The organism is Paraburkholderia flagellata, assembly GCF_021390645.1.
Classification (GTDB): domain Bacteria; phylum Pseudomonadota; class Gammaproteobacteria; order Burkholderiales; family Burkholderiaceae; genus Paraburkholderia; species Paraburkholderia flagellata.
The window spans coordinates 1,877,861-1,892,257 of record NZ_JAJEJT010000002.1; the positions used below are offsets into that span (position 1 = coordinate 1,877,861).

10 protein-coding genes are annotated in these 14,397 nt (G+C 53.7%); 2 read left to right on the forward strand and 8 right to left on the reverse strand.

The genetic code is table 11. The annotated features are described in order from the left end of the window. Positions 1-50: 50 nt before the first annotated feature. Both L0U83_RS22735 and L0U83_RS22740 read right to left on the reverse strand, forming a co-directional pair. Positions 51-1,112 (reverse strand): hypothetical protein, encoded by a 1,062-nt coding sequence (locus L0U83_RS22735; RefSeq protein ID WP_233886343.1) that lies wholly within the window; start codon positions 1,110-1,112, stop codon positions 51-53. After that, positions 1,109-2,761 carry a hypothetical protein gene (locus L0U83_RS22740; protein WP_233886344.1) on the reverse strand — a complete coding sequence of 551 codons (1,653 nt, stop codon included), beginning with the start codon at positions 2,759-2,761 and terminating at the stop codon, positions 1,109-1,111. The genes L0U83_RS22735 and L0U83_RS22740 overlap by 4 nt, the downstream gene beginning before the upstream one ends. Positions 2,762-3,868: 1,107 nt before the next feature. Between L0U83_RS22740 and L0U83_RS22745 the strand changes: the two genes are divergently transcribed. Further along, positions 3,869-5,770: a patatin-like phospholipase family protein gene (locus tag L0U83_RS22745; protein WP_233886345.1), complete on the forward strand. Its 1,902-nt coding sequence runs from the start codon at positions 3,869-3,871 to the stop codon at positions 5,768-5,770. A 313-nt stretch (positions 5,771-6,083) separates the two neighbouring features. Here L0U83_RS22745 and L0U83_RS22750 read toward each other — a convergent pair whose 3' ends face one another. Next, positions 6,084-6,614, reverse strand: a complete 531-nt coding sequence (locus L0U83_RS22750) for a hypothetical protein (protein ID WP_233886346.1) — start codon at positions 6,612-6,614, stop codon at positions 6,084-6,086. 227 nt (positions 6,615-6,841) lie between these two features. Then, positions 6,842-7,513, reverse strand: coding sequence for a hypothetical protein (locus L0U83_RS22755; protein ID WP_233886347.1), 672 nt, complete (start codon positions 7,511-7,513; stop codon positions 6,842-6,844). A gap of 524 nt (positions 7,514-8,037) precedes the next feature. Between L0U83_RS22755 and L0U83_RS22760 the strand changes: the two genes are divergently transcribed. Next, on the forward strand, positions 8,038-9,024 hold the full coding sequence (locus tag L0U83_RS22760; protein WP_233886348.1) for a zinc-dependent alcohol dehydrogenase family protein: 987 nt from the start codon (positions 8,038-8,040) through the stop codon (positions 9,022-9,024). 453 nt (positions 9,025-9,477) lie between these two features. On the opposite strand, the gene L0U83_RS22765 is transcribed toward L0U83_RS22760, so the two are convergent. The 4 genes from L0U83_RS22765 to L0U83_RS22780 all read right to left on the reverse strand — a co-directional run bounded on the left by L0U83_RS22765 (position 9,478) and on the right by L0U83_RS22780 (position 13,719). Beyond that, positions 9,478-10,023 carry a sigma-70 family RNA polymerase sigma factor gene (locus tag L0U83_RS22765; protein ID WP_233886349.1) on the reverse strand — a complete coding sequence of 182 codons (546 nt, stop codon included), beginning with the start codon at positions 10,021-10,023 and terminating at the stop codon, positions 9,478-9,480. A 177-nt stretch (positions 10,024-10,200) separates the two neighbouring features. After that, complete coding sequence (locus L0U83_RS22770; protein WP_373321080.1) at positions 10,201-11,376, reverse strand: ABC transporter substrate-binding protein; 1,176 nt, start codon at positions 11,374-11,376, stop codon at positions 10,201-10,203. Positions 11,377-11,436: 60 nt separating this feature from the next. After that, on the reverse strand, positions 11,437-11,880 hold the full coding sequence (locus L0U83_RS22775) for a universal stress protein (RefSeq protein ID WP_267939403.1): 444 nt from the start codon (positions 11,878-11,880) through the stop codon (positions 11,437-11,439). Between the two features lie 138 nt (positions 11,881-12,018). Further along, positions 12,019-13,719 carry a thiamine pyrophosphate-dependent enzyme gene (locus L0U83_RS22780; RefSeq protein ID WP_233886350.1) on the reverse strand — a complete coding sequence of 567 codons (1,701 nt, stop codon included), beginning with the start codon at positions 13,717-13,719 and terminating at the stop codon, positions 12,019-12,021. Positions 13,720-14,397 lie beyond the last annotated feature (678 nt).

Genomic DNA, 14,397 nt, shown 5'->3' on the forward strand with positions numbered 1-14,397 from the left:
ACTTCATTCTGCATGCACCAATGCGCTATGCGACCGGTCATGGAGGCCGGTCACCCCTGACTCGCCAAGCTGGCACATAATCTCTCGAACGACTCCGAAGTTTCGCTCAGCAGGTCGAACGGCTCGGTGGCAGTGCTTACGTGCATGATGCGATCTCGATACGTGGCGAGAAGCCGCGATGGAACGAAGTTCCCCGCGCGCCCCGACCCACTTTGAATCGCCGGCTCATGAGTTTCGACCCGCGTACGATACACCCCTCTCTTTGTGCCAATAACGCAACCAGGCATGTAGCTTAGATCCTCCTCGGCGATAACGAGTGCGCTTTGCACCGCTTTGTGTCGGTCCGGAAAGGTCCTCTTGAGAAGCCGCCAAAGATTTCCTGCCACGTATACTTCTTCCTCACGATATTTGATGACGTAGTGTTTAAGCGCACGGGCAAGACTCAACTGCGGGACCCTAAACACCAAGGGGCCGCCGACTTCCAGATAGAGACGCAACTGCAGCAACTCGTAAAGTGCACCCAAAGTCGCGCACCAGTCGAGGAGCCGGTGCTTTGTCTTCCGAATGAGATGATCAACCGCAAGCGGATTGTGATCCAAAACATAAAGCACGTCCGTGTCGTTTCTCATCGACGCAACGTTCTCACATCGAGATATTCGTGCCGCGCGATATACGTCACCTGCTGCCTTGCAGAGGCTAGCTCCCTTTGTAAACCCACTATCATCTGCGAAAAATAGCACGTACTCCCATATCTGGACAAACGGCATTCCTAAAAAATAAAGACACAGCCACGTACCAGTTAACAAATCTAACAACTCGTCGCTGCCTTCTTGGGTATCCATCAGCGAATCCCTTCCGTGAGGAAGTTTTCTCTGACCGTCTGCATGCTTGGTCAGCTGCGCGGCTATCCTTAAGAGATCATCGATGATAGCAATATGGCGTTTATCTACGCATCCTGATAGCGCTATAGCCTTATGGATGTCGAACGGACTGCCTTGCTCTTCGCCAACGCGTAAGATTTTATCGACCTCCGTCGTCAGTTCTTGGCAAATCTCAAGCAGTCGGGCACTATCCCCTTTGGAAAGCAACCCTTCGGATGTCTCGTTCTTCATAGCAGTCTATATGCCAACGAGATCGCCTCGGTCCTCTTTTTGAAACAATCTGAGCAAAGAGGGGTGCCATGACAAATCAAAATAAATCTCTCAAAAATATTTAAGCATAGAGCTCTCCTTGCCTCATATTGGGAGTCACTTGATTTGCCGATGTATGATTCCCAATCAAGAACTCCTAATATTGAAGCGAGGGTATCCTTGTCAACTTTCGGATCCCTCGCACCATCATCAGAAAGTATTAAATTCGCGTGTGCATTATTCTTCGCGCAAGCAGCATAACAGAGCATGGCACAAAGATATTCTTCTGAGGTTCCTCCGCGTCTGACATACCTTCGAATTTCACTCTGTGTCGAATCGATTATTTTCTCACTCATCAATCTTGCCAGCACGTTCTGCGTACTATCCGAGGCGTCAGCAACCTTGACGACTATCGATTGCTGGAAGTCTTCCCATTCGATCACCTGCCATACCTCCTGATCGGTAGCATGAGCCCAGCAGAATGGCTTCGATATCCAACTACCGATCTCGCTATCAGGAGAGAGATTACGCCGTACCTCGTCGAAGACCACGCATTCCCACGCAAGACCAAGGAGATTGGTGAAGTAGCGCTGTCTCGCCTTTTGGGAGTTCACGACCTCCTCAGAGAGCTCGGTCTCGGTCTCGGTCCCGGTCCCGGTCCCGGTCTCGGTCTCGGTCTCGGTCCCAGTTTCGGTTTCGGTCTCGGTATGAAACCGCATTGGTAACGGCATGTCGGAGACAAAGTGAGCCATGAGCGTGCGTCGGCCGGCGCGCGACCTTGGTGACGCCATCAGCGAACTGGCCATCGTAAATCTGGCAGGCAAACCATCTGCTCCCTTCGGCGACTTAAAATTTAGGTAATCATCCCAAGCGGCGCGAGGTGACGACATGGCCGGAATTAGCCATTCGTCGTCGATCGTATGACTACGAACAACTCCATAAATCACGCTAGATCGGAAATACGCGCGATACACGTCTTGGATAAAGACGGCAACCCCCTCTGTACTCAACTTCAGTTGCGTGCTGTTCGCAATCCTCGTAAGGTCGTTAACCTGCCGATCGGATTGCTGAATCAATTCGGTCAAGCGCACTTTCTGTGAGCTCAACTTCCCGTAGTGCTCCGCAGCGACAAATATCGCCGCCAATGCCATGACGAAGACCGCAGGTTGGTACGCTGACATCATCCCTACGGTGTACACAACGACTGGAATCAACGAAACTAACCATAACCTTGGCCCTTTGGTGACCCCCTTTTTAGTGTCATCCTCTCCGGCGGACGCGGAATCGTCTTCAAGCGCGAACGTCGCAAACCACATAAGCGCAATTGAAACGACCGCCAACATCTGGATCATTGCTCGCGCAAACGCCGGAACGGAATGGGCTTGCGCCAACGCCGCCGCCCCCACGCCGCTTGCGAAGGAGCGCTGCAGTCCGGCCAAGAGTTCGTCGGGTAAGTGCGATTCACGCCACAGTTCGATAACATCCGGTGCCGACATTATCAATGTCAGCACCGAGAATAGAATCGAAAGGGCAAAGCAGATCCTGTACTTCCGGCGCTTCTCTTCCTTAGCGTCACGGGGCGCGGGCTTATCTCCAAGTCGCTGTAAGTTGCCCGGTATTGTAGGGTCCATCTGTTGGTCCCTCCAACGGTAACTGCATCATTCGGCGAAGCCGGCACACGTCGCACAGAATTGTATCGATTTCGCTGAAATTCCCCCACCTCCTGATATCCTGTGAGGATCGTTTATTTTCTTTCTATATATCAGCGGAAGCTTGCAATATAGTACAAGCCTCGCCGCCTCACAAGCCGAACTAGCCTCCAGATGCGATTGATCAAGCGCGTTCATCTATGCCTGCACAACGAATAAAAGGCAATTCGTAAGTGCGTTGAGTGGACGCGTTCCACTTCTATCTGGGTCGCGCTTCCAAGCCGCCGTGCGAGTCAAAATGTAAGAAATCCGCTTACTAAACGGTCGGAAAGTGTTGATCTCAGTCTGTTCCGGCCATCCGCTCGTCTCAAATATTTGTCTGCACATTAACCCTGCTGGGCGCATGACCCTGATCAACATTCCACAGCCGTAGCGCGCGACGTAGCGGCCTTTCCTTTTATTCGTTTGTCGAGAGTGCTTCACTGAACAACAGTCATATCTGTTGCCTTTAGATCGATGACGAAGCAACCTGCCGGCTGCGCAAGCTCAATTCGTGCTTGTTGGGAAGCTCGTACCACGTCCGATTCCGAGCATCAATTCTTCGCAAAGTGTGCGGTGGCACACATTTCGTCCTTGTCACCGTCAGCTTGAAGGTACACAACTCTGCCCAGGTGATCAACTAACGAAAGGGGCATTCTCGCCACTGCAGGCGCCACTATTCGGGAGCGCTCTATTCCATGAGGCCCGTCATGAAACAGGGGTTAGAGCAGAACTAGTACTGACGCGAGGCAATTACGCAACCCGAGCGATTACCAGAGACTTCAACGTTGACTCACAACACGACTGTCGCCCGGATGTTCGAAAGCATCGCTCGCGTATGCGCCAGAAAAATTGCACGAAAAGTCTTGTACACCCCGAGTAACCGGAGGATTTGTCCGCCAACACCGACCGCGCTTTCAATGAAGTCAGGCGGTTCGTTAAGCACCGACAGCGGAAGCACAGCGACGATGGCGGCAGCGACATAAAAGTCCGCGATCACCCATCAAACAGCATCGGCCGCGAGCGCCGCAAACATACGAGGACAGAACTATGGTCACCGCAACTGAAAAGGATAGTGCTCCCCCGAGGCCTACTTTGAGGCCTGAGGAGTATTTTTCAGCTCCAGCAGTTCAGCAAGGCGTATTCGAACTTGCTCTCGTATTGGGCGGGACAGTGTCAGCAGGAACGTTCACCGCAGGCGTGCTTGACTTCCTTTTTCAGGCGCTTGACGAGTGGGACAAGGCACGCGCAGAAAAGCGATCAGACGTCGCTCAGCATCGGGTGAGGATACGGATAATCACGGGCGCGTCTGGCGGTGGGATTAATGCGGTGTTGGCAGCGCGCGCGCTGCACTACAGCTTTCCGCACGCGACAGCGTCCGCCACCGATGTTAAAAATCATTCCCCCAGTTCCAATCCGTTCTATGAGGTCTGGGTCAACGAGATCAGCATCGACAGGTTGCTCGACACGTCAGACCTAGATACGAAGGTATCGGGCAAAGAAGCGCCCATTGTCTCGATTCTCAATGGCAATGTGCTAACCGAGGTAGCGGAAAGGAGTCTCGGTGCTGCAACCGAGACTCAGAATAACGAAGGAGCTGGCCAATCGTTAAGCGGTTTTCCCTCCAATAACCAAGCTGGCGTCACCAGAATCAACGCACGTAGCTGGATATATAACCCGCTGACCGTGATCGTCACGCATACGAATCTCGGTGGTGTGCCGTATTCACAAATGTTCACAAGCGCAAGTCCCGCCGCCGCTTCTGAATATTTTACGAACCATGCGGACTATGTCCGGCTTTACTTCGGATACTCGGCATCAGCAGATTCGCCGTCGCCAGGAATCCGATACTTGCCGGATGCGAAATTCGTCAACGTGCCAAATGGCGAGGCTGCGGAGGTACCGGTACAGTTCCCCGCGCCTACGCCGTGGTCCGCACTATCACAGAATGTGCTTGGCACCTCGGCTTTTCCCATAGGGTTCCCCGCCCGAGCCGTTTCTCGTGACGGCGCGAACTACGCGTATCGCTTTGCGTGGAATAGCCTTGCCGGTCGATATGACTGGCTTACACCACTATGGCCGAAGGTCGCGCAACAAGGCAAACTTACTGCGTACTCGTTTCTCTCGCTCGACGGTGGATGCACCGACAACGAACCAATTATGCTGGCCTCCCAAGTGCTCGAAGGTTTGGACCGCACGCCGCACCACGCGAACCGAGCAAGCGGTGTGGAAGCGAACCGCGCCATCGTTCTCGTTGATCCGCTCGTCGATCCGCTGCCGTCGGTCCTGCCGGCAGACGGGGGGCCGCCCCCGCTGATTTCCCTGCTTTCGCCGACCCTCCAGATGTTCATTCAGTCAAGTCGCTTCGCGACAGCGGACATTGCAGGCTTTTTGAGCAAAGATGTCTACAACCGCTTCCTCATCGCACCAAAGCGGACAGATAAGCAGGCTAGTACTTTTGTCGGCGGCGACGCCCTTTGTGCAGAAGGGATGGGCGCATTCATGGGATTTCTGTGTAAAGAGTTCAGGCATCACGATTTCATGCTCGGGAGGAGAAACTGCCAGGCGTTCCTTAGTGGAACATTTACGCTCCCCGGAGACAACCCCTTGTTCCGTGGAAATCCACCGCTGTTTGAGGACCCAGACAGTGCCAACTTTCCGAGGCCGCAGGGCGACGAATTCGCGATTATTCCACTGTACGGCACGGCAGCCATGCCTCAGGACCAGGTCAATTGGCCTGCGGGGGCGTTTAAACCCGAAGAGCAAAAAGTGAAGCGGCTTCTCGAGAAACGACTTTCAGCGATGCTGGAGCGACTCGGACGTTTTCTCGATCTTCCCTGGACCGGCCGAGAGCTTGCAAACGTGTTTGACCATATCGTGATAGGTCCAGCCATTGCGAGCAAAGTAATGGCATACATCGACGGCGAGCTCGCCCGCAAAAAGCTGCTCTAGTTTTGCTATTGTTAAGGGTCAAGGCCAATGGAATCTGAACGGCGAGGCTCCTTTCGACAGAGCCTCGTCACGGCTAATGCGTAAACGCTCCGGTTAAAGCAGCCGAAATGCGTTACGTTAATGGCTACGCGTTAGCTCGCCGCAAGGGTCTGCTGCGTTTCGAGAAGGGAGAGGGGTTCGAGTCAGTCTGCATCGCAGGATGCGAGTGGTGAGCCTCGAGCGTCTATGCGTAGGCATCAGACCTCAGCGCGTCATCCCACTGTTTGCAACCACCTAACATCCCCGGCCTAACAGCCAGGAACAGAAACGGATGTCAAAAACCAGATCGCTTGCCGCCAGCCGTTTCGATGAGTTTGCTGAACGCCTTGGCTAGTCTCTCTTTTCCTGTGCATCCCGGAAGAATGACTTGCCCAATCGGCTCTGCTGCGGCTCCGCCGATATTACGAACGCATCGACCGCTTGTGCAGTGAAAGAGGACTACCGGGACGGTGCCATTTAGGTTTGTAATTTCGGGATCGGGATCGAGCTCCGCAAGGGAAGTTTCGGTTAGCCCTTCACCCCCAACCCCGGTATTGTCATCTTTGACAATCGACCCAATGAGGACGCTTTGCTTCTCGGGTACGTAGGTAAACGTTTCAAATTTTAGCCAAACAGAGGGTGTATGGATGTCATGGACAACGCATGTTTTGACGAACCCACTAACGTACGATGCGGCGTCCTGGGCGGTCTGGTTACCTAAAATTCCTTGCGAAGGATCCTTGGCAAAAGTATTTGTTTGAGCGAAGACTAAAACAAATGTCGCAACGATAGTGCTGGTGGTTATCTGGCCGCTTTTTGGTGGCATCTTTCGACTCCCGTCACTTTCCTTCGACAAAGGTACTTGCCCACGGTTCGAACAAACGAGGCCGGAGGATTTGTGACATCGTTGGCTATCGAGGAACCAGACTGCAATCAGGCCTGCCGTGGTTGTTTCTGCACCGATAGCTCCCTCTCCACCAGAGTCCTCGGTAACACGTGTCAGCTTCGAAGCGACGTGGGCAACTCAAATCGTACTGCAATCAGCGAGAAGTTTTACTTCGCGTAACCCATCTTTACGACGTAATCCTCTCCTTTGTCCCATAGTGACACTACGTCTACCATCTTGATGGACGCGTTCGGTACAACGCCAGCGACTTCCGCATACTGAGACTGATTTGCAAGCAATTTTGAGGAAAGCATTTGCATCGTTGTCCTCAGGCGGAGATCAGACATCCCAGTTGCGTTCATAACCACCTGAGTGGAGACATTCTTCCCCGTTTTGCCATCCTCCCCACGTTGATTGGCAAGTACTTTCATTACTTTCTCTTCACCCGGACTCAGGATGAACACGGGATCAGTACCGGGTGATGACACTCCCATCTGACGGCTCATCACCTCCATCAGAGTTTGGCGAAGTGGTGCGAGACACTCACGCACCTTATCTGCTTCATTAGCGGCAGTCTCTGTCATCTTGTTAGAGATCCCTTCACTCAACAGACTGTAGTTGGCCCGAGTGAGCTTGACTTCGCCGGTTAGGCTACCGTCAGCCGCAAATTTCTTAAGTGAAAGTTCAGCATCGGCGCCTACGGAACCCGAAACAATCGAACTGGATCCACCCCCTACACAAGACTTTACATATAAATCGAGCCATTGCTGCAACGTAAGGTCGTCCGCTCGCACGTTCATGCTTGCAAGCAGTAGAATTACGAAGATTGAGCGTCCCATATCTCCTCCGCATAATCTGCTACCCGACACACGCCGGCCTATGATACGTGTGAACATAGGAACGCATTTGCGGCGGTATAGACTGTGCGTAATCGCACATATCCTCAAGTATTCCTACGCTTTCCGGAGGAATGCGGAATTCAAGGCATTTGGCGGTTCGATTGCATAACACTCTAGTCCAACTTTACTCGGCCCACTGCATTAAGGAAGCCATACACAGGCCGGAATTGGACATAAAATAGGAGCAGTCGGTAGCACCGACGCCGATCATGGATCTTCGTCGATGGGTGTCGTCAAGATGTGAGCTTCGGTCAAGCGGACGTCGAAATGTTGCCGCAATGGCCGATGTTGTACCGACGATACCCAAACCGAAAGGAGGCCTTGCGATTCCCGCAGTTGGGACATCGACTACGATGGGACTGGAAGATAGTCATAATGTTGATTAGGCGATGCCGGTCGTGGTCGTTTTGGCGACTGCCTCGAGCAAACTACTCGTGCAAAAGGTCTAAATTCTGGAGCCGAAAATGTCCCGTATTGTCCGTTTTCACCAGCTTGGTGGCCCGGAAGTGCTGAAGATTGAGGAGCGACCTGTTCCAGAACCAGGCCCGCGCGAGGTACTCGTTAAGGTTTCTGCTATCGGCCTAAACAGGGCCGACGTGATGTTCCGGACAGGCCAATACCTCGCTCAAGCGATTCTGCCTTCGCAGCTCGGATTTGAGGCGACAGGTACAGTCGTCTGTAGTGGCCAAAATGCCACCCGTTTCACCGCCGGAGACGTCGTCAACGTTTTGCCGGGTTTCGACCTTGGACGCTACGGCACGTACGCAGAGCACATCGTCATGCCTGAGGAATTCCTGCTCCCGCAACCGGCAGGCCTGTCAAATGTCGAAGGCTCAGCGCTCTGGATGGCTTATCTCACTGCCTTTGGAGGACTCATCGAAGCCGGCCGACTGCTCGCGGACCAATGGGTTGTCGTATCTGCAGCGTCAAGCAGTGTCGGTCTCGCGGCAATACAGGTAGCACGGCAAGTTGGAGCTCGCCCGATTGCCACCACGAGCTCCAGCGATAAACGCGAGGCACTTCTGGAGGCGGGAGCGGTGGACGTCATCGCGACACGGGAGGAATCGCTGAAAGAACGTTTGCTGGACATATCCGGTGGAGGTGTCCAGTGTGCGTTCGATGCAGTCGGCGGACCTGCAGTAACAGATCTGGCTGATGCTATGAGGCCGGGAGGGACGCTGGTCATCCACGGCGCGTTAAGTCCCGAGGGAACGCCCTTCCCTTTGAAGGTTGCGCTTAAGAAAAGCCTCACCTTCCGTGGTTTCGTCTATACGGAGGTCACGCAGAACCCTATCACCCTCGCTCGCGCGCAAGATTTCATATCGGCTGGTGCCCGCGCAGGATTTCTACGCCCACAGATCGACAAGGTGTTTCCGCTTTCAGATGTTGTCGGCGCTCACCGATACCTCGAGTCCAACCGGCAATTTGGCAAGATCGTGATGTCTGTTTAGTCGAACGCAGTGAGATGGCGATCGCAGATCGTCGGCTTTAGCTACTCAATCGGACGTCTCTCAGCTCCGGCGAATTGATGCTGCCCGGAGCGAAAAGATGATGCGCCATGCTTGTCTACCGACACCCGTTAGCGACCCACTATCAAGCGCATAAGCAAATGCACGGCCGTGCTATCGGCCAAGCAAAGCCGCGCAACGTGCATGACAACAACGGACCACGCAGCACCGGCATTCTCACGCGGTCGCGATAGCTGGCTGCTTGCGATCAAAGCACCGACGCAGATGCTGACCAAAACGCACAGCTTCGCCTAGAAGATTCCGCTTTGCGCCACGAACCTGAAAGTCCGAACGAAACCTGAAGATAGTACTCGTCAACAGAAACGACCCGAGTTCAGCAATCGATATCTCCAATGTAGTTCATCGCGCAATAGTGCTACGCATGCCCCGGCGTTTTCACTCGTCTCCCCGGACCCGGGCGGCGAGTGCCTTCAATCCACGGTGAACACTGACCTTGACGGCGGATTCGGACAAACCGGTTAAGCGTGCGGCTTCGACCACGGACAACCCTTGTAACTTCACATACATAATTGACATTTTTTGCTTAATTGGTAGCTGCGCAAGCAATTTCCCGATGTCGCGCCGCGCGTCTGCAGGCTCGTCCTCGCACACCGAGAGAATCTCGGTATGATCCTCGATAGGGTCATTCAAGGCATCGTTACGCACCCGCCATCGGAAGAAGTCCACGAGCTTGTAACGGGCGATGGCGTGAATCCACGAAGTCAATGGTTGATCGGACTTGTACGTATGACGCGCGTTATGCACGGCCAATAGGATCTCTTGGATCAAATCCTCGACATCATCCTGCATGCGCGGAATGCGCTTACGTAGGTAACCTCTAAGATGACGCGTCAGTTCCGTCAGAAAGCCCCGGTAAGAAATGGTGTCGCCGTCCAGACCAGCGATAAATAAGGCTTTGAGACCATGTTCCGCGTCGTACAAGAGGCTTCTCCGGCACTACATTGCTGTATGGTCGCGAACTGCTCAAGCGAGGCGCGACTTGCGATCAACGAATCAGCTACCAAGCGCGCCAGGATTTCCCAGTTCAACGCAATCATCTTTATCTACGCTTCGCCGCGTCGTACCACTTCAAAAGTGTTCGTGTGCACACCCCATGGATCAGTCTTCGGTAAGTCGCCATGCCCCATCAACGATTTTGACCATCACTCGGGCTCTCCCATCGAGGCCCGAATGGTCCACAGGAGTCATGTTGACAACACCTTCCGAGGTATGGAGATCGGTAGTGGTCTCGAGTGCCGTGCGAAGTGCGGCGCGAAAACCCGCGCTACCTGGTTGGTTTATTTTAAGTGCGATGGGGATTGCATGTTGCAGTAACAAGCCCGCATCCCAAGCGTTGCTCCCGAACATCGATATCGATTCACCGCCATGCCTAGCAACAACCTGGCGGTATAAGAGAGCCCCGCGTTTTGCAGGAGCATTATCCGGTAGTTGATCGGAGATCAGCAGCGGACCGACGGGTAGAAGCGTGCCGTTACAATCCTTGCCGCAAACGCGCAGGAAGTCGTCGTTCGCGACGCCATGCGTTTGATAATACAACCCATTGTAACCATGTGCTTTCAGCGTCTTTTGTGGCAATGCGGCTGGCGACCCAGAACCTGCGATCAATACCGCGTCGGGGTGCTGCGCGATTAGCTTGAGCGCCTGGCCAGTTACTGTAGTGTCGTTCCGAGCAAATCGCTCACTTGCGACAATCTTAATGTGCGATCTTTCCGCACTTCTCTTAAATTCCGTGAACCAGCTTTCCCCGTAAGCATCATCGAACCCAATGAAACCGACGGTTTTGACGTGACGGACATCCATGCTGTGCACGATAGCATCCGACATGAGATCATCGTTCTGAGGCGTTTTAAAGACCCACACACGCTTTGCGTCCATGGGTTCAACTATCGACGCAGACGCGGCCAGCGATATCATCGGTGTTGTGGATTGCGACGCAATATCAACCATTGCGAGCGATGCTGGACTAGTAGTGGAGCCAATCACCACATCTACATTGTCCTCAGACGTAAACCTTCGGATGTTCTTTACCGCCAGTGTAGGATCCGACGCATCGTCGAGCACGATGTAGTCTATTTTTTGCCCAGCTATTTCCGTTGGTAATAACTCAATCGTCATTTTCTGCGCCATACCAATTGACGCGGCGGAACCGGTGGCCGACACAGTCACCCCGATCTTAATATCCGCGTGCGCATCAACCAACCACACGCCGGATATAAGACAAACGGCCGAGATCGACGTCATTCGATAAACGATTTTCTTCCACTTTTTTAGCATTGGCTTATATTCACAAATATTCTGTATCGATCGTCTGAGAGACTTCACTTTTCAGATCTATCAAAGAGTCACGGTGACGATTGTTGGTCCCCGCAGGCGCTCCGCCAGATCAACATGAACTGGCCGCTCGCCTCGCCACCATCGCCAGAAACCTCGTGGCGTACGATGACCCACTACAACAACGTCTGAACTGAAAGCTGTCGCGTGGCGAAACACTGCGTCGACAGTTCGCCCGAACAATATGTATCCTCGCGCAGAGACGCCTGTCACCGCCAGTTTCTCAATGGCACTCCGGAGGGTATTGCGAGCTGTTTCCTCCAGTAGTCCGTAAGCCAAGTCAGTCAACAAACCGCCGGAAGTTGCATTCATACCATCCGCGTCCATCACTGAAACGACGTCTACCTGTGCGTTCAACGCAATCGAAAGCTGCGAGCAGCGACGCAACGCGACTTCCGCCTCTTCGCTTCCGTCGTACACAAGCAGTATTTTTGAAAATGATGACATGTTAAGTAACTATCGCGACGCGCAATGATGAAGGGCAAAGGTCGATAAAAAGCGGACATTCCACGTGGCAACTCACCGAGCTTCCATCCGCAATGTCATAACGATGCGCTCCATGAACGCACGCATTAATCGAATCGATCAGATCTTTCGCGGATGTATAAATCTCCACGGACTCTCTTCGTTTTCGATACGGACCTCTATGAGTCGCGGACCACCATCCGCGAGCGCTCTCTCAAGGGCACCCTTGAATGCTATGGGATTGGTAACACGTTCCGCCTTCACCCCGAACGCCTCCGCCAATGTGAGAAAATCGGGATTAACAAGCCGGGAACCGATATCGCGACCTTCAAACTGTTGTATCTGGTCCCGCAGTACATTGCCGAATGCATTGTTGTTGAAAACGATCGTCACCACTCCGAGTCGGTACTGCACGGCGGTAGCCAACTCCTGTACGGCAAACATGAAACCACCATCGCCCGTTATCGCTACAACTGGGCGATCCGGGTGTGCCGCCTTGACACCTAGTGCAGTCGGAAACCCCGAGCCTAGATTTCCCTGATAACCAGAGCTGATAAACGTCCGGGGTTCGTACACCGGAAAAGCGATCCAGGCGGCGTATCCCACTTGACATAGTTCATCAGTGACGATGCCGTCTCGAGGAAGCACCTCACGCAGTACACGGAGATACGCAATCTGTGGCTGAAGCTCACGTTCAACCTTCCGCATCGCGCCTATCGCTCTATCCCGAATCTCCTGCCGGCGTCCTCGCGTCCCAACGAATCCAGACCGGCCGACAGCGCCGATCAGCGCTTCGACCGCAGGCCTTGCGTCCGCGATCACCGAAACATCTGGAACGGTTCTCCGCATCTCTGCAGGATCGATGTCAATTCGCAACATCTTTTGACCTGGAGGCCGGTACCCCCATCTCCAACCCGGAACTTCCATTCGGGTCCCAATTCCTATCGCCAAGTCGATCCGATCCCATAAATCGAAGGCTCCGGGGAGCGTTAGCCCCAATGGATGGTCACTGCCGACAACCCCACGGCCACTACGGAACGAGACGACCGGCGCATCAATCATTTCGGCTAACTGCCGAATCGCGTCTGCTGCTTCAATTGCCCCGCTCCCTACGAAGATCATTGGCCTCCGCGAACCTGAAATCAGCTTTGCAGCGCGGTCAATTTGATCATCGTCTACCGCTGGGGGCGCAAACGTTGCCGTTTCATTCGAATTTGCTACCGCGCATCTAGACGTGAATGCATCCCATGGCATCTCGAGTGCCGCTGGGCCTCGACGGTCGGACAGCATCGCTTGAAACGCCTGGCCAACCTGCCGACGCGCCGTCGAAGGTGTCTCCACCCGCTCGGCAAATTTCGTTAGCGTTCGCAGAGTCGCAAGCTGATTAGGCATCTCGTGTAAATGACCGCGCCCGCGATCAAGGAATTGAGTCGGAACCTGACCTGTCAGCAGCAGTACCGGTTCGTTGCCACTATATGCCGTAAGCATTGCTGCGCTCGCATTGAGCAGTCCCGGTCCCGGTACAACTGAAAATACCGAAGGGCGGCCAGTAGATCTCGCATAGCCGTACGCCATATACCCGCACGCCTGCTCGTGACGTGCGCCAATCAGCTTAAAACCCGGACCAGCCCGATGGATGGCGTCGAAGAGTCCATACGTTTGTGCGCCCGGCAGTCCGAAGATGGTATCAACACCATGGTCAACCAATCCCGCAATCAGTGCCTCACCACCGGTCATGATTGAAACCGCGCTCGACTCCACCATCAATCCGTCTGTCTCAGCATGCGAGTTCAACGACCGCTCTTCGCTAACATCGCTCATGTTTGCACTCCACTCCCGCTGCACCAATCGATCGTTCGTCATCAACCACGCAATGCGTCATAGTAACCCGTGATACTTACATTAACAAGTTACCGAATGCATCACCCTTCGTGCATTGCGGACTTGCCCCGACTCGTCACAGCTCCTTCCGAATCCCGAAGCGTTCATTTTTTTGTCTAGAAACTGCTCCGTCACGGCATGACTACCTCAGGCAGTTCGCAGGAGAATCGGTGCTCCATCGGGTGCCTCGCCGATGCCCCGCGTCCTGCGCCCCGCGAAAGGAGGATGCAGCATTCACGTCTTTTTGAGATTCTCAATCTCATTTCGAGCCCACTAAATTCGTGGGAACGTCAGCACTGTGAAGTTTGACATTACCGTGAAATTAATATTTAGTTTTACTGATGTTTTTCACGACAACTTTTTGGTATCGATCTGTCTGGGCCGGACGTCCGTTCGCCAGCGCAACGCAAAGCACACTCTCGCGCACCTTTCTGAGTTTCCTCTCATGGTTCAGAACGAGAGGTCTGCGCGATTGTGATTCACGTTACCATCTCTAGGCACTAGCTCAGGCGTCGCATCAAGCGACGTCTATGTGATATCCGGCCGGTTTGGGATATCGTCAGCGCTCCAGTGTCACACGCGCATGCCTTCCGAAAATGCTCACTCTAGAATTCTCGC